The 16,929-nt window shown below is 40.1% G+C and carries 16 protein-coding genes; 7 read left to right on the top strand and 9 right to left on the bottom strand.

Features of this window, described 5'->3' with window-relative positions; genetic code table 11:
- Positions 1-133: 133 nt before the first annotated feature.
- Positions 134-844 (bottom strand): SAM-dependent methyltransferase, encoded by a 711-nt coding sequence (locus CLW00_RS07095; RefSeq protein ID WP_106132960.1) that lies wholly within the window; start codon positions 842-844, stop codon positions 134-136.
- A 187-nt stretch (positions 845-1,031) separates the two neighbouring features.
- Here CLW00_RS07095 and CLW00_RS07090 point away from each other — a divergent pair, with 187 nt between their 5' ends.
- From CLW00_RS07090 to CLW00_RS07080, 3 genes are all read left to right on the top strand, one after another.
- Complete coding sequence (locus CLW00_RS07090; RefSeq protein WP_106132959.1) at positions 1,032-2,378, top strand: amidohydrolase family protein; 1,347 nt, start codon at positions 1,032-1,034, stop codon at positions 2,376-2,378.
- A 73-nt stretch (positions 2,379-2,451) separates the two neighbouring features.
- Positions 2,452-2,757, top strand: coding sequence for a nucleotidyltransferase family protein (locus CLW00_RS07085; protein WP_106132958.1), 306 nt, complete (start codon positions 2,452-2,454; stop codon positions 2,755-2,757).
- A complete protein-coding gene (locus CLW00_RS07080; protein WP_106132957.1) occupies positions 2,747-3,088 on the top strand; it encodes a HepT-like ribonuclease domain-containing protein in 342 nt (113 codons plus the stop codon). The genes CLW00_RS07085 and CLW00_RS07080 overlap by 11 nt, the downstream gene beginning before the upstream one ends.
- A 715-nt stretch (positions 3,089-3,803) precedes the next feature.
- Here CLW00_RS07080 and CLW00_RS07075 read toward each other — a convergent pair.
- The 5 genes from CLW00_RS07075 to CLW00_RS07055 all read right to left on the bottom strand — a co-directional run bounded on the left by CLW00_RS07075 (position 3,804) and on the right by CLW00_RS07055 (position 7,872).
- The gene (locus tag CLW00_RS07075) at positions 3,804-4,565 is read right to left on the bottom strand and encodes an alpha/beta fold hydrolase (protein ID WP_106132956.1); all 762 of its coding nucleotides are present in this window, start codon (positions 4,563-4,565) and stop codon (positions 3,804-3,806) included.
- Between the two features lie 14 nt (positions 4,566-4,579).
- On the bottom strand, positions 4,580-5,350 hold the full coding sequence (locus CLW00_RS07070; RefSeq protein WP_106132955.1) for a ThuA domain-containing protein: 771 nt from the start codon (positions 5,348-5,350) through the stop codon (positions 4,580-4,582).
- A 25-nt stretch (positions 5,351-5,375) separates the two neighbouring features.
- Positions 5,376-6,161 carry a M15 family metallopeptidase gene (locus tag CLW00_RS07065; protein ID WP_106132954.1) on the bottom strand — a complete coding sequence of 262 codons (786 nt, stop codon included), beginning with the start codon at positions 6,159-6,161 and terminating at the stop codon, positions 5,376-5,378.
- Positions 6,148-6,924, bottom strand: a complete 777-nt coding sequence (locus CLW00_RS07060) for an SDR family NAD(P)-dependent oxidoreductase (RefSeq protein WP_106132953.1) — start codon at positions 6,922-6,924, stop codon at positions 6,148-6,150. Before CLW00_RS07060 ends, CLW00_RS07065 begins: the two co-directional genes overlap by 14 nt.
- Before the next feature lie 126 nt (positions 6,925-7,050).
- Positions 7,051-7,872, bottom strand: a complete 822-nt coding sequence (locus tag CLW00_RS07055) for an NAD(P)H-binding protein (protein WP_106132952.1) — start codon at positions 7,870-7,872, stop codon at positions 7,051-7,053.
- A 320-nt stretch (positions 7,873-8,192) separates the two neighbouring features.
- Between CLW00_RS07055 and CLW00_RS07050 the strand changes: the two genes are divergently transcribed.
- A complete protein-coding gene (locus CLW00_RS07050; protein WP_106133081.1) occupies positions 8,193-8,609 on the top strand; it encodes a hypothetical protein in 417 nt (138 codons plus the stop codon).
- A gap of 32 nt (positions 8,610-8,641) precedes the next feature.
- Here the strand turns inward: CLW00_RS07050 and CLW00_RS07045 are convergent, their stop codons facing one another.
- From CLW00_RS07045 to CLW00_RS07035, 3 genes are all read right to left on the bottom strand, one after another.
- Positions 8,642-9,271, bottom strand: coding sequence for a sterol desaturase family protein (locus tag CLW00_RS07045; RefSeq protein WP_106132951.1), 630 nt, complete (start codon positions 9,269-9,271; stop codon positions 8,642-8,644).
- 165 nt (positions 9,272-9,436) lie between these two features.
- Entirely contained in the window at positions 9,437-10,585 is a 1,149-nt protein-coding gene (gene bshA, locus CLW00_RS07040; protein ID WP_106133080.1) for an N-acetyl-alpha-D-glucosaminyl L-malate synthase BshA, read from the bottom strand.
- 100 nt (positions 10,586-10,685) lie between these two features.
- Positions 10,686-13,664 carry a serine hydrolase domain-containing protein gene (locus CLW00_RS07035; RefSeq protein ID WP_106132950.1) on the bottom strand — a complete coding sequence of 993 codons (2,979 nt, stop codon included), beginning with the start codon at positions 13,662-13,664 and terminating at the stop codon, positions 10,686-10,688.
- Positions 13,665-13,828: 164 nt separating this feature from the next.
- Here CLW00_RS07035 and CLW00_RS07030 point away from each other — a divergent pair, with 164 nt between their 5' ends.
- From CLW00_RS07030 to CLW00_RS07020, 3 genes are read left to right on the top strand one after another with little or no spacing between them, the layout of a single operon-like run.
- On the top strand, positions 13,829-14,242 hold the full coding sequence (locus tag CLW00_RS07030; protein WP_106132949.1) for a hypothetical protein: 414 nt from the start codon (positions 13,829-13,831) through the stop codon (positions 14,240-14,242).
- Positions 14,239-16,122 carry a DNA mismatch repair endonuclease MutL gene (gene mutL / locus CLW00_RS07025; protein WP_106132948.1) on the top strand — a complete coding sequence of 628 codons (1,884 nt, stop codon included), beginning with the start codon at positions 14,239-14,241 and terminating at the stop codon, positions 16,120-16,122. Before CLW00_RS07030 ends, mutL begins: the two co-directional genes overlap by 4 nt.
- 3 nt (positions 16,123-16,125) lie before the next feature.
- The gene (locus CLW00_RS07020; protein WP_106132947.1) at positions 16,126-16,929 is read left to right on the top strand and encodes a rhomboid family intramembrane serine protease; all 804 of its coding nucleotides are present in this window, start codon (positions 16,126-16,128) and stop codon (positions 16,927-16,929) included.

The following is a 16,929-nucleotide window of genomic DNA, read 5'->3' as shown; positions in this document are numbered from 1 at the left end:
TGGGAATATGGTTGAAATAATATTTTGCATGTGACGGAGTTAGGAGCCACGAAGAGCGGAAGGTGAAAAAGTCAACATTCTACAAAAAATACTTTTTCCTTAATCCAGATAGCTCCCCAGTTGGGGAGCTTTTTTATGTCGCTGCATATAGCACAAATACCACCGGGATCTTATGAATGTCCAATTTATTTTTTCTCCACTCTGCTACAGTCTTTGTTTTGATCATTTCATCGGATCCTGTCAGATTTTTGGCAATACACAAGAGTGTATCAGGACGTAAATTACCCAACAGGTCTTCCAGCAAATGGTTGTTTCTAAATGGAGTTTCCATAAAAATCTGGGTCTTGCGGTTATTAAGAGACTCGGCTTCTAAATTTTTGATGGCTTGAACCCTTTCTTTCTTTTGGATAGGAAGGTAACCATGAAAAGCAAAAGCTTGCCCATTGAAACCAGAACCCATCAAAGCCAAAAACATGGAGCTTGGCCCAGTCAAAGGCACAACCTGAATGTTGTTCTTATGTGCATAAGCTACTGCTATAGCTCCAGGATCGGCTATTCCTGGACAACCTGCTTCAGAGATTACCCCAAGGTCTTTCCCTTCGAAGATAGGCTGCATGATTTTTTCCAATTCTACCGGCTTGGTCTTTTTATCTAAAATTTCAAAATTCAGGTCTTCAATGGTAAGTCCCAACCTTAGGCTGCTGATATATCTTCTGGCAGTCCTGACATTTTCAACCAAGAAATATTGGGTTTGAGAGATAACTTCTTTTACCTGCGGGCTGATAACATCCGTGGTATTTTCCGCAAGCACGTTGGGTATAAGATAGAGTTTGCCTTTTGCCATAATCTGATTAAGAAACTACAAAGATGCTTAAAAATATGTAAAGCAATAGTTTGAAAGTTTATGTATGTTTTCAGATAGGAAGTATTTTAAAACTCTATTCATTTAGATATTTATAGATATTGGATACTTATAGGTATTGGTTTCACTATTTTTTTCTAAATTTTAGCTTGAAATCACCCTAACCTTTATGAAAAAACTATTTACCCTTTGTTTCTGTCTGCTTATCGTCTTGACAAGCATTCCTCAGCTACTCTTCGCACAAGAGATCAAAGCCTTGGTCGGAGGAACCATGATTGATGGATTTGGTGGCCCTCCACTGCGTAATTCTGTGATCATCATCGAAAATGAGCGTATCAAGGAAATCGGACAGGTTGGATTTTTGCCTATTCCTGAAGGTGCCGAAGTGATTTCCACTGAGGGTATGTCTGTGCTTCCAGGCCTCTGGGACATGCATGTGCACTTGATGCTCAATGGGCATTCAAATTATACCCATTGGGACACTACCTATATTGACATCTTAGAATCCGTTATCATGCCTTCTTCAGCCCATCAGTTGCTCAGGGCTGGGGTGACCAGTACTAGAGACCTTGGAGCTCCTTTGGAAGCCAGCATCAGAGTACGTGACCAAATCAACCGTGGTGAAATACCTGGGCCAACCATTTATGTGTCGGGACCTTTTATTCAAAAAGAACCTTATCCTGGTACCAAGGCCTTTCGCTGGGGTGTAAATGGTCCTGCTGATGCCAGGGCGAAAGTAAAGAAACTCGTTGATGCCGGAGTAGATATGATCAAATTGATCGATCACGATGAAATGACTTTTGAAGAAGCCAAAGCTGTCGTGGATGAGGCACATAAGTACGGTAAACCTGTCATTGCGCATTCCCATAGACCGGATGAAATCAGAATTGGTTTGCAGATTGGCGTGGATTGTTTCGAACATACGGGTTTGGCTTCAGCGCCAGAATACCCAGAGGATGTAATGGCCATGATCAAGGAAAGAACTGCCAAAATGAATATGGGACCACTTTTTTGGACGCCTACTGTGGAGGGGCTTTACAATTATGAATATATGCGGAATAACCCAGAAAAGCTGGATGATCCTGGATGGCACCTAGATCTGCCGGATTCTATTATTCGGGATATCCGGGCATCACTGAGATTTCCGGGCAGAATGTCTTACTTCCAGTTGACTCCAGTCAGAAAGCCTACTCTAGAGAGAAAATTCAATCAACTCAAAGATGCCGGAGTGGTTATGATGATCGGGACAGATAGCGGTATACCGATGAAGTTCCATAGTCAAAGTACTTGGAACGAGCTGGATGTCTGGGTCAATGAGTTTGGTTTTGACCCCATGTTGACCATCAAGGCAGCTACTTACTGGCCTGCAGTGTCCATGAAGGTAGACCAGGATTATGGGACGATCAGTGAAGGGAAATATGCAGATATCATTGCGGTGAAGGGAGATGTCCTGCGCTATATCAGCTTATTGCAGAATGTGGATATGGTGATCAAGCATGGGAAGAGGGTGAAGTAGAGTTCTAGTTTATTTGTAAATTTCAGAAGCTGGTTTCAAACTTTTGTATATTTGAGTATTAACTGTAGACTTCATGATAGATTTGATTGCCGATAACAAAGAAAAACTCACAAAGCTTTGCGAAAAATATGACATTCAGTCCATGTATGTTTTTGGCTCAGCAAGCACTGATCAGCTGTATGAATCTAGTGATGTGGATATTTTAATTTCTTTCAAGGAAATTCCAATTGAAAGATATACGGATAACTATTTTTTGCTGCATGAAGAATTGGAACGGTTATTTGGAAGAAAAGTCGATTTGATTACAGAAAGGTCATTGACCAATCCATATTTTATCAGAAGTGTGGAAAAGACTAAGCAGTTACTTTATGCAGCTTAATGTTAGAAAATACCTACTGGACATTTCTGTTTCAATAGATTCCATATATGACTATTTAGGAAGCGATAAAAACTTCAATACTTTTGAGTCAAGTAAATTACTTAGGCGAGCAGTAGAAAGAGAATTAGAGATTATTGGAGAAGCAACCAATCGGATTTTAAAGATTGATCCAGATATTGAATTATTTGATGCCCGCAGAATTGTAAGTTTGAGAAACTGGGTAATTCATTCTTATGACAATGTTGATAATATTATAATTTGGGGAATCATTATTAAAGACCTACCTCTTCTTAAAATGCAGGTAGATAAACTGCTTAAAATTGAGAATTAGTTTTTTGATTTAAATTGCTCTGAACATTTTTTGCTTATCCGCATGCTTGTCCGTAAGGCTAAGAAAACCAAATATCTCACTTAATTCTAACCTAGTTTTTTGAGGTATAGCGGGAGTAAACATGCAGATATCATTGCGGTGAAGGGAGATGTCCTGCGCTATATCAGCTTATTGCAGAATGTGGATATGGTGATCAAGCATGGGAAAAGGGTGAAGTAGTGGGGTATTTCCTTCATCCAAAACTTATATTCAAGCAGATTTCCTAAATTTTTTAACAAGTAAAACCACCAAATAAACAATTAACAAAATACCGGCAATATTAAAGAGTTGCCACAGTAAAATAGAATAATTTTCCATCGTTTTAAAGTTTAATTATTGAGGCATTTAAATTAAATATTTTTTTTAAACTAAAATTAAAAGTCTGATTACAAGAAAAATTTAAAATTCATAATTCGATTAATCAATATCTAAATATCCTAATATATGGTTATCCGCAATCATGCCACTAATCAATTAAACGAAGGTTTATTGGCAAACGGATACTAATAGATATTGGATATTTATAGATATTGGTTCGAAATCACAGGTTAATTCTATTGTTTAGATTCTACTGGTATGAAAGCGGATATACATATCCTAATATCAACAATTATCGGTTCCTCTAAGAATTGGTGAAAAAAATAAATATATGCCCATATATTTATTCTAATCTTTTTCACCTCTTCAAAAAAGCTTTAATCGTATCCACCACCGCCTGAGGTTGCTCAGCATGCAACCAGTGACCTGCATTTTTGATATAGATCAGGTGACTGTTAGGGAAAAGCCTGTCAATGTCTTCCTTGTCTTTATCCTGTATATAATCGGAGTTTTCCCCTCCCATAAATAGAGTAGTGTTTTCAAATGGTTTTTCGGAAGAGACTTCTTCCCCTACATTTTCAATTTGATCAGTGATGACAGGCAGGTTGACTTTCCATTTGAATCCTCCATCTACTCGGGTGAGATTTTTGAGAAGAAACTGCTTGATGCCCGCATTGTTGATATACTCAGACAAGGCATCATCGGCTTCTTTTCTGGATTTGAGGCTATCGATTGGCACTGCATTGAGTCCTTTCAGAATGGTCTCGTGGTGTACCGGATAATACCTAGGGGCAATATCAGCAACAATCAATTTTTTGACTTTATCAGGATAGTTTAGCGCAAAGGTCATGGCAGTTTTTCCACCCATAGAATGACCAAGTAAATGGGCTTCGGATATATCTTCTGCTTCCATCAGCTCTTTCAGGTCCTCTGCCATTACTTTGTAATTCCAATCCTCACTTTGAGGAGAATCACCGTGATTTCTTTGATCAACAAGGTAAAGGGTAAACTCATCTTCGAGCTCTTTGGCTATGCTGAACCAGTTGTCAGCAGAGCCAAAAAGACCGTGAAGTATTATCAAAGGCTCTCCTGAACCGGTTTTCTTGAAGTTTAATTTCATTTTTTGTCTAGTGTTTATTCCTCTATAGGAAACCCTTTTGCCGCGTACCAGATTCCACCATAGATGTGTTGGGTGAAATTTTCATTCAAAAATGACCAATCAGTATGTCCCAAAGCGGTGTAGAATATTCTTCCACCATCATATTCGTGGGTCCATGCCATCGGGTGGAAATCTCCCATCCCCTCAGTTGGTTTCCAAGAAAAATTGGTGTCATATGAGCTTTCATCAGCGGTGATCAAGACCCTTACGTTTTCATTGAAGTTTTTGAAAGCATACAATTCATCTGTCCATAGCCATTTCTCAGGAAGGTGGTAAGTAGCAGGATGCTTTTTATCGACTACATTCAACCTTACTGACTGAATATATGGGTGATTCATAAATTGAGCCCCAATTAATTTCGTATACCAAGGCCATTCGTATTCAGTATCGGTGGCGCTGTGAATTCCCACTACTCCTTTTCCACTTTGTACGAACCGCTCAAAAGCTGCTTTTTGCTCGTCATTGAATATTGTTCCGGTAGTACTCATCAGGATGATTACATCGTATTCCTTCAATTTTTCATCTGTAAATACATCAGCATCTTCTGTGGCATAGACCGAAAACTGATGTTCTTTGGCAAGTTTTTTCAAAGCTACCACTCCATCTGGAATAGACTGATGCCTGAATCCTTTGGTTTTGCTGAATACCAAAGCTTTAAATTGTGCTTGAGCGGAGGTTTCCGTCTGTGCTGCAAATAAGATGACAAAGCCCATTAAAAGGCCAGTCCAATAATTTTTTAAGTTCATAGTTATAGGTTTTATTGTTGAAAGATTATTTCACTATACCATATTTTTCCGCCGCTTCTTTTCTACTGTAGGCATTGAAATGCCACCATTCAGAACCAATTCCAGTAAATCCCCCATGCTTCATTACCTTTCTGAGGATCTCTCTGTTGTTGATGTGTTCTTGGGTGATTTTCCCTTCTTGAAGCATCTGTTTTTCCCTGTCTGGATAGGCTGGGTAGCCAAAGAAATCGAAGGGTGTTCCCATATCCAAAGCTTCTCCTGTTTCAGCCTTGGCTAGTGTTAAGTCTACAGCAACACCAAAGTTATGCAAGCCTCCAACTTGTGGGTCGGCCACATACAGGGGTTTGATGCTATCAGGTTTGTCCAATTCGTCCCAAAGGATTTGTTGTACACTTTGGGGTCGTACCCCGTCATACACCAAAAAAGTCAAGTCTGGATGTTCTTCCTGTAACTTTTCGAGTGCTTTTTTGAGCATTTGCGCAACTTCAGGTTGCATGTAGCAGCGATAAAGGTCTCCATACACGTCCTTACCAAAGAAATTGTCAGTAGTGGAATACTTCAAGTCAACGTAGATTCCCGAAATCACTTCCTCCACATCAACCAGTCCAGCATCGATCAGGCTCTGCTCCAGCTCACCTATTTCTTCACTGATTTCAAATTCTTCATCATCCACCACCCAGTCCTGCTGAGAAGATATTTCTACAGCCTCATCATGCATTTCTACTTCCACTTCTCTGTTTTTGGATTCACAAGAGAAAAAAACGAGTGCTGCCACTGCAATAGGAAAAAGATCTAGCTTAATTCGACTCATGATTTAGGTTTTTGGTGACTATGGTGGAGGAAGCTTGGGCTGTCGGTAACATGACGATATCTGCCAGTACTACATGGGCAGGGCGGCTGACTGCAAATGCAATGGTATCTGCGATGTCCTCGGGTGTCAAAGGCTGAAAACCTTCATAGACTTTTCTGGATCGCTCCGCATCACCTTTGAATCTGACCAGCGAAAACTCGGTCTCAACCAAACCAGGGTGCACGCCAATTACCCTGATATTGTGAGGGTTTAAGTCCATACGCATGCCTTTGGTAAGCGCATCTACGGCATGCTTAGAAGCACAATACACATTGCCGTTTGGGTAGACTTCCTTTCCAGCTATAGAACCTATATTCACAATCGTTCCTGATTTTTTCGACAACATGGTCGGGATGACAGCTTTGGAAACATACAGTAAGCCTTTGACATTTATGTCCAACATGGCTTCCCAATCGGCTATAGTGCCGGTTTGTATAGGGTCAAATCCATGCGCATTGCCCGCATTGTTGACCAATACATCTATGTCTTTCCATTTTTCAGGCAGGCTCTCAATTGCCTTGGATACCGCATTTTGGTCCCTTACATCAAAAGTTAGGGAAAAGAATAAGATATTTTCCTTTGCAAGCTCCTGTCCAAGGGCATCTAATTTCTCTGACCTTCTTCCAGTACCAATGATGGCGTATCCTAGTCGACCGAGTGCTATGGCAGTGGACCAGCCTATCCCAGAAGTAGCGCCAGTTACCAGCGCGATTTTATTTTCCATGTCCTGAATCTATAAAGAAATATGAAGGGAATAAAGGTTTAATACACCATTGGATGTTTTTATGGCTGATTTTTTTATTGAAAATGGCTAGTCATAGTCTTGCTTGTTTAGGTTGACCAAGTAAGACTAAGTATTTTTCTCATACCAAAAGTCTAAAGGGTTGGGTATATTGAATTTGAACCCTGTATCTATTATTTTTTGTGGGGAGATTACTTTATATGGAGAATTCTCAGCTGTGTAACTCAAAGGGGGAGCGATTCTCAAGTCTATTGCATTTTTCTCATACACATCCTTTCGAAGTGGATGAAGAGGAGCTACTCCATTGAAGATCTCGTTCCAAAGAGATTTTTCTACTATCCAGACGGCCATATTTACGGCGTCATCCCTGTGGATGTAATTGACAGGGGTATTTCCTTGTACATTTTCTTTTCCAGAAAAATAACGGCCCGGAATCCTATCCACCCCTAGCAATCCACCATACCTGATGATTGTCAGGTCAAAATTTTTCCCCGACCTGAGGATGTTTTCAGCATTCAAAAGGGCTTTGTTGCCTGTGTTTTCCAAATCCAGATTGTCATCCTCAGAGGCAGTTTGACCATTGTCCGGGTACACAGAAGTGGCAGAGACATAAATGATCTTTTTTACTCCCGCTTGTTCTGCCATGGCTTTGACAAATTTTATTTGTTCGGGGTGAAATGTTTCGGGCAAGCTCCGAATACGTGGAGGTATGTTTACAAATAACACATCTGCATCGAAAAGGTCTTGAAAACTCTCGCCTTCAGGGTGGGGGTTAAATTGGAGCTGGCGTGAAAAGATACCCTTTTCTTTAAGCCTCTTGAGTTTATCCACACTAGTGGTACTTCCCTTTATGGTATAGCCCCTCTGCATAAGCTTTTCAGCTAAAGGCTCTCCAAGCCAACCAAGGCCTATGATGGAAATCGTCTTCATTTAGATTGTTTTTTAAAGCTTTAAAATGATTAAATTAAGGCTTGTTCACCATATTTGGAATAATTTTGGCAACCTTCTTAAAAGAAATAAAATTTCCGGGTTGATTATATGAAATGCCCATAACAACAGATTCACATTAAGCGTGATGGTTATTAGGGAGATTCTATGTGATCATTGAGAAAAAAAATTATAAACAAATGAAATCGAGCTTGCCTGAAGCAAACAGGCATGACGAGAACGTCATACACTGGGATGATTATCTATACTGCGAGATCCCATGTGGCCTTTAACAAACAAAATTTAAACACATGAAATGGAAAATGAAAAACTATATACTCTTTACGCTTTTACTGATCATTGTAAGCTGTAAGCCGGATAAGCCCGACAACAAGCTTATGGGGAATTGGTATGGGTTTGATACAGATTCAGCTTATTATGAATTGTACATCAAAGACACGCTTATTATCCTAAATCACGAGAATCTTGGGTTGGCAGAATACGTGTATGAGTTAGATGATAATAAATTGATCACCACTACTCCATTGTTTTTTGAGCGGGTTTGGAATGTGGATTCACTTACAGATTCTACATTTGTGATATCAGATACCTTAGGTGTTCACCATTTTCAAAAGATGCATGTGGATGTTGATTATTTTCAAAGTATGAGTGACTCTTTACAATATTACCGGTTTAGGGAGGATTTCGTAGCAAGAAACCCAAAGTTGAAAATCGATTAAATCAAAAAGCCAGCGGGAAGGCTGGCTTAATTTTATTTTTCTTTTTTAGGCATGGTTCCTAGTATGTAGTCCCACAAAGGTGAACTTACGCCGAAAGCTGCATCAGGGTCTTTGTAGTGATGCACAGCATGATTGACCCAAAGGATTTTCAGGAAATTCTTTGGAGGTTGATAGGCATGTACTGCATAATGAACACCCAAATATGCCGAATACCCAAGCAAAAAACCTGGTAAGAAATATAGCGCATAATCACCCATTACAAAGGTAAATACAAAGTAAAATACCATGGCATAAAACGCACTGATAAAAGGAGGCATTGCCAATCGGTCCTTATCTCTAGGGTAATCATGGTGAACCCCATGTACTGAATATTGAACCTTGTCTTTGATCGGAGAGTCAGGCTCCATATGGAAGAAATATTTATGCATGATGTATTCCACAAAAGTAAATACAATGAGCCCGACTAAAATAATTCCCAAACCTAGGCTTATGGAGATATCTGTTGCGGTTACTGCATAGTACAAAGAAGCTGTTGAAATCCCCATAAACAATATAATCGGGATGCTGATATGTGTTCGGGATAACCTTTCCAATACAGGATTGTCGAACATATGAGCGGAACCATTGTTGTCCGGTCTATCTAATCTTCCAATCTTTTTCATCGTGGTCGTCGTCGCTTTCATAATTTGATATTTTAAACAATTGATCGGCCTGTATTTAATTAATTTATCATTAATATAAGAAATTCTATTTTAGGATAACGGTACAAATTTAATTTGGTTGGTTGAAATTTAGTTTTCAATCAAAAAAATAAACCGGATTTTTCGCTATCCCAAATTCAAAATATTGGCTTGTGATTTTTCAATCGTCTTTCTATAAAACTCCTCGTATTGAGGGAGAATATTGCTCACATCCAATTCTTTTGCTCTTGCCAATGCGTTTGCTTTGAATCTAGGTAAGTTGGCATCATCAAGAATTTCAAGGGCTCTTTTTGTCATTTCTTCAATATTGCCAATCTCACAAGCATATCCAGTAACCCCATCTATATTGAGTTCGGGTATTCCTCCTGCATTTGACGAAAGGACCGGAACTTCACAGGCCATGGCTTCAAGTGCAGCAAGTCCGAATGACTCTTTTTCCGATGGCATCAAAAACAAATCTGCAACAGAAAGCACTTCTTCCACGGCTTCAAGTTTGCCTAAGAAACGTGTGTCGTCACAAGTTCCCAATTCACGGCAAAGTCTTTCCATTTTATCTCTTTCAGGTCCGTCTCCTACCAATAAAAGTTTGACGGGCAGGGTTTTTCTTATCTCGAAAAATACCTTGATGACATCTTCAACCCTTTTTACTTTTCTGAAATTCGAGGTGTGGACCAATAGCTTTTCTCCATTTGGGCAAATTGCCAATTTGAAATGCTCCTTTTTTTGTTTTTTGAAGCGGTCAAGATCAATAAAATTGGGGATGACTTCAATTTCAGTTTTGATATCAAAAAGCTCAAAAGTGGCTCTTTTCAAATCCTCTGATACAGCTGTGACGCCGTCAGACTGGTTGATGCTGAAAGTAACCACCGGTTCGTAGCTTGGGTCTTTCCCTACCAAAGTAATATCAGTCCCATGAAGTGTGGTCACCACTGGAATGTAAATGCCTTCTTCTTTGAGTATTTGTTTGGCCATATATGCAGCTGAGGCATGAGGGATAGCATAGTGCACATGCAAAAGATCTAATTGCTCATACTTGGCGACATTGACCATCTTACTGGCTAATGCAAGTTCATAGGGAGCATGTTCAAATAAAGGATAGCTTTTTATATCAACCTCATGATAAAATAAGTTTGCGCTAAAAAAATCAAGTCTGGTCGGTTGCCTGTATGTAATGAAGTGGACCTGATGTCCTTCTTTTGCTAAGGCCTTTCCCAATTCTGTGGCTACCACTCCGCTACCTCCAAAAGTTGGATAACAGACTATACCGATTTTCATGTTAATGAGTTTAGGTTTTTCAGATTTAGTCTTGTTAACATCCATTTCAGGCTTATTTGTTCAATTTCAAGGTTAATTATTTACCGTTTTGGTGAAGTGCTTATGATTTTTTCATCGCACGATAGATAATATCGTGAATTTCAGTACGAATTCCATCTTTGAGCAGGATATTGTTATTTGCATTTGGATGGACTCTATTTGATAGAAAGATATAGATCAAGTCATGTTCCGGATCAGCCCAGACACAAGTACCGGTAAAGCCGGTATGTCCAAAGGTACTTTTGGAAGCCAATACACCTGCGCTTCCACCCTTGCCTTTCTCAGGTTCTGGTTTGTCCCAACCCCAGCCTCTTCTACTTTGGCTAGACTGTCTCTTTGTAAATTCTTTGATTGTCTTGTCGTCGAGTAATTCAACATCCCCGTATTTGCCCCCGTTAAGCATCAATTGCATCATGACTGCAAGGTCATTGGCTTTGCCAAATAAACCGGCATGACCTGCTACTCCTCCATACATTGCAGCGCCTTGGTCATGCACATAGCCTTGGACCAGCCGCTTCCTGAAGGTGATATCATCTTCTGTTGGTGCTATTCCATTGATTGGTATTTTCTGGGTGGGATTGAAAGTCATTGTATGTATCCCAAGAGGCTCGTAGAAATTTTGGCTTACAAATTCATCCAGAGACTGATTGGTGATACGTTCTACCAGTTCCTGCATTAAGTACATTGTGAGGTCTGAGTACACATAGCCGTATTTGGCCCTCCCTGGGTCTTTTTTACGTAGATCAGATTTTACTGTCCAATGCCAAATACTGTCTTTCATAGCATCCATTCCATACATGTCATTGGAAACGGGGATGGAAAATCCAGGCTCTTGACGCTCTCTGTAATATTCGGTTTTCCATGATCCTGCCTCCACAGTTTTGGCATAATGAGGGATGAATGCAACCAAGCCTGCCTCATGTGTCAAAATATCTTTGAGTATAAGGTTACCTTTGTTGGTGTTCTTCAATTCTGGTAGGTATTGACTTATAGGCCTGTTCATGTCTATCAAATCTCTACTGGCCAAAAACATCACAGCCTGAGTAGTAGCAAGGACTTTTGTGATAGAAGCGAGATCATATACTGTTTCGCTTGTTACTTTACGGGATTTCTGAAAATCATGATAGCCGTATGCTTTCTCAAAAACAACCTGACCGTTTTTTGCTACCAATACCACTCCACCTGGGAAAGCTTTTTTGGCGATACTCTTTTCCATGATAAGGTCTATTTCGGCAAGTTTCTCACTATCCAATCCCTGGCTTTCAGGAAGACTGTAAGAAAGACGTCCAAGTCCCTTCATGTACCCTCCGCTTCCGGTTCTTAGATTTTCACTTACTGATACAGGTAGCAGTCCATTTGCATCTCTGGCACCATATATAATTTCTGGTACGAGTCTTTGCGTAAATTCATTGTTTTCAAATGCCAGTATATTGTGAGGGAATTCGTTGGTGAATTTTGCGGCATAGCTGTTGCCGAAAAGTACAGTAATGACGGTTTTTTCTTTACTCAGCTTTTTGATAAAATTAATGTCTGATGGATTGATTCCAAAACCTCTCGAAGGGCTGTTAGTCACACCCATGATGCCAACCACGATGGTATTGAAAGGTGCCAGTTTTTGCTCTATGGCAGCCAAGGTTGCGGCATCTGCACCTTTTTTAATTTCAAAATGACTGAATTTATTGTATTTGGATAGTTTATTTTGGAATTCTGTACCATCACCACCGATCGTAAGGGAGGCAGTTTCCTGAAGGTCCAAATGCTTGATGGGTAGGAAGTTATTTTTATTAGAAGTAACTGTTATGGACTGTGCATATAGGTTTTCTACCAATAATTCCGTGTAGGGACTATTGAGCTTTTGAACTAAATTACTGGTGTCAATAGGCTTTGTTTCATGTACTCCGGCCCAGTATTTGGCTTTCAGTACTTTTCTGATCCTGTCATCTACTTCTTCCTGCGAGATTCTTCCTTCCGCGATGGCCTGTATGATCATGCTTTTTGCTTTGGGTACATCTTGAGAATAGAGTAAGATGTCATTGCCAGCCAAAAGGGCTAAAAGGTCAACTTCACCGGGTTTGTAGTAATTGGCAACCCCTTTCATATTTAAGGCATCGGTAAATACCAGTCCACTGAAATTCATCTGGTTTTTCAAAAGGTCAGTGACTACATATTTGGAGAGTGTGGTAGCCTTGTTTTTTTCAGAATCCATACTTGGGATATGAAGGTGTGCCACCATTACACTCATGAGGTCATTATCAATGAGCTCTCTGTATGGGTATAGGTCTATATCCTTGATGCGGGTTTCGGAGTGCTTGATGACTGGGAGGCTGTAATGAGAGTCTGATTCCGTATCACCATGCCCGGGAAAATGTTTTGCATTTGCAATTACACCGTGATCTTGCAGCCCTTTCATATAGGCAAGAGACTTTTTGGTGACAAGTCTTTTTTCTTCTCCAAAAGCCCTATAGCCAATTACAGGATTGTTTGGGTTTGAATTGACATCTACCACTGGAGCAAAATTGATATGCATTCCCAACTCTTTGAATTGTCTTGCCATTTCTTTGCTCATGTCGTAAATCAACTCTTCTCTAGGCAAAGCGCCTAATGTCATTGCCTTGGGAAAAGTGAGCATAGAGTCTAGGCGCATGCTGATGCCCCATTCGGCATCCATGGCTATGAAAAGAGGTGTTTTGGAAATTGACTGGTAGTAATTTGTCAAATGTGCTTGTCTTACAGGACCGCCTTGGAAAAAAATCAAACCTCCAAGGTTCTGCTCCTTAATAAGTTTGGCAATCTCTGATTTGTGCTTTTCATCTTTGTTGGAGTAGGCCGCAACCATGAAAAGTTGGCCCAATCTTTCTTCAAAAGTGTTGTTTTGAAAAACGCTGTCCACCCAAGCGCGTTGCTTTCTTTGATCTCTGGTATTGAATGGGTCCCTTTCTTCCCTTTTCCTGTCCTCATCACCATTTTCCAATCCCAAAACCGCATCTGCCTGAAAAACGACCATTAAGCCGATCAGAATGCCCCAAACTTTTATCCGCATGCTTGTGTTTAATTTTTATTGCTTAAATTTTAAAATAACTTTGTATGAATATACGCCGTTTCGTACAAACATACACGAAAAAACGCAACCCCTACCAGCAAGATTTCTCTAAAGGTTGTGTTTTTATTACTAACGAAGAACAATCCATTTGAATTGAATCCCACATGAAATTTCCTTCTATTTTCAGAACGTCCAAACCAATGCGCTTTGATATCAAGCCAAGATATTATGATCCGGTGAAAGAAGAAATAGATCAGAGGACGCAGAAGATCAAACGAGAACTGCAGGCTGATGGGGCGCTTCCAATGGGTGATGACAATGAAGATGATATCCTAAGAGATTATGGTTCATCTCTTCGAGGTGCATTCACTGCCGGAAGTCAGATCAAAGGGAGGCAGAGTTCTCCGTTGACGAGTGCGGGACTGATTCGGTTGGTGATTTTCGTTGTTCTAATAGGTGCATTATTTGGGTATGTTTATTATGGACCTGATGCTATTTATGCCATGCTTTATCTTATGGGAGGAATAGCCCTAGTGGTCTTCTTTTTTAGACTTCGCACCAATTCCAAGCGCAAATGAGTGATGTTATTCACCTCTTGCCTGATGCCATTGCCAATCAGATAGCTGCAGGAGAGGTTGTACAAAGACCGGCATCAGCATTGAAAGAACTGCTGGAAAATGCTGTTGATGCCGGAGCCACTAAGGTGCAGGTTTTGGTAAAGGATGCTGGTAAAACGCTTATCCAGGTCATTGATGATGGCAAAGGCATGAGCCTTACTGATGCCAGAATGAGTTTTGAAAGGCATGCTACTTCCAAAATCAGAAATTCAGATGACTTGTTTTCGATCAGAACATTTGGGTTTAGAGGTGAAGCCTTGGCTTCTATAGCTGCGGTGGCGCAGGTAGAAATGAAAACCCGTCAAAAAGGTGAGGAGCTGGGTACTTTGATTCAGGTCGAAGGTTCAGACGTGAAAAAGCAAGAGCCTACAGCTTGTCCTGAAGGGACTTGTATATCCATGAAGAATCTTTTTTTCAATGTTCCGGCAAGAAGGAATTTTTTAAAGTCCAACTCTGTAGAAATGAAACATCTTGTGGAAGAGTTTCAAAGGGTGGCACTTTCTTATCCTCAGATTGGATTTACTTTAATCCAAAATGACATGGAGCTGTTTAATCTCAGTCCCGGGAAGCTAAGTCAAAGAATAGTTGGTGTTTTTGGCAAATCATATCAAGAGCAATTGGTGGCTTGTCAGGAAGATACTCCCCATCTGAACATCAAAGGATATATAGGGAAGCCTGAAAATTCCAAAAAAACCAGAGGGGAACAGTACTTTTTTGTCAATAATAGATTTATCAAGAGCAATTACCTGCATCACGCTGTCGTAAATGCTTACGAAGGACTGATGTCATCTGATATGCAGCCTTTTTATGTGTTGTTTTTGGAAATTGACCCTACTCATATTGATATTAATGTCCATCCGACCAAGACCGAAATAAAATTTGATGATGAGCGGACAGTGTATGCAGTGATCAGGTCGGCTGTCAAACAGGCTCTGGGCGCGCACAATGTTGTGCCTACTTTGGATTTTTCTCTGGATGTGAATTTTTCAGATAACTGGAAAAATGACCACCAACAGAATTTCGATGTGAAAAAGGAAAACACCTTGGGTCAGGAAGTCATACAAAGAGAAAATTCGTACAAGAGCTTCCAAAGTCCAGGAGTAAAAAAACAGTCAGTTTCAGGGTGGGAAAGACTTTTTGAACAGCGTGATTACATACAGGTAGATGAACAGCCTAGAGGGGGTTCCTCGGGAGAAGATGCTGACGTCTTGACATTTTCAAGTAAAGCCAATGAAAATGAGTCACAGTCTTTGCCCTTTTTGGAAGAAAGGGAAGATTCGGGGGCAACTTTTCAGGTGGAGCTAAACTTTATTGTGGCCCAAATGTCCTCGGGGCTTTTGATTGTAGATCAGCAATCTGCGCATGAAAGGATACTTTACGAAAGGTATATCAAACAACTCAATCAGGCTTCAGGAGCCTCCCAACAGTGTTTGTTTCCCCCTCATGTTCAACTCAGTCAGTCCGATTTCGCTTTGGTGATGGATATCAAAGAGGAATTGTATAGCTTGGGTTTTGTCATCGTGGAATTTGGGAAAGACACAGTGCTGATTCAAGGTGTACCTGCTGATATTCAAGTGAACAATGAAAAGACTTTGTTTGAAGGATTGCTGGAGCAGTTTAAGCACTTCAGGTCGGAACTTTCTCTTGATAAAAGGGAAAACTTAGCACGTTCACTGGCGAGAAAAAGCGCCATCAAGAAAGGGACAAGGTTAGATACTGCCGAAATGGAGGCTATAGTGGGGCAGTTATTTGCCTGTCAAAACCCAAATTATGGTTTGTCAGGGAACAAAACCTTCGTCAAACTCGATTTACAAAAGATACATGGTTTTTTTACCAAATAAGATATGTTCAGGAACCTTACTCCAATAGCTAAAAATTTACTGATTGCCAACATAGGGTTATTTTTTGTCACAGCCTATTTTGCGCCTATGTTAAAAGCGTACTCGGCACTGTACTATTTAGGTACGCCGATGTTTATGCCATTTCAAATTTTCACATACATGTTCATGCATGCTGATTTTTGGCATTTGTTCGGAAATATGTTTGGCTTATTTATTTTTGGTCCTTTGCTTGAGCAGTTTTTGGGTTCCAAGCGATTTTTGATCCTTTGGATGGTGGCAGGTGTAGGAGCAGGCATTCTGTACTCAGGTTACAATGCAGTGCAAGTGGGAATTGTCAACAATAAAGTGGCAAATTATGCAGCAAATCCCAATCCAGCAGATTTTGCTAAATATATCAAGGACTACAGACCTTACTTTGAAGACAAGCATTTGGATTTTAGAGATGTTTACAGGGAAAATCCAGAAGACAGTCAACTGGCGGATACTTCTTCTAAAATCGTAACATCATTAGGAGCTACATTGGTAAATAATATCAAGAGATCCTCTATGATAGGAGCGTCAGGAGCTTTATTTGGGCTTTTAGTAGCATTTGCTATGCTTTTTCCCAACACTGAGCTGTTTTTATTGTTCTTACCTGTACCGATCAAAGCCAAGTATTTTGTGTCTGTTTATATTTTGTATTCCCTCTATTCTGAATTCATGAGGGCTGGACATGACAATATCGCTCATATGGCACACATTTTTGGTGCTGTGGTTGGCTTTGTGTTAATTTACATTTGGAAAAAGGATAGAACTAATTTCTATTAA

It is taken from the genome of Mongoliibacter ruber, from assembly GCF_003003005.1.
Taxonomy (GTDB): Bacteria; Bacteroidota; Bacteroidia; order Cytophagales; family Cyclobacteriaceae; genus Mongoliibacter; species Mongoliibacter ruber.
The sequence above is the reverse complement of the archived record's forward strand: the minus strand, read 5'-3'. Positions and strand labels throughout refer to the sequence as shown.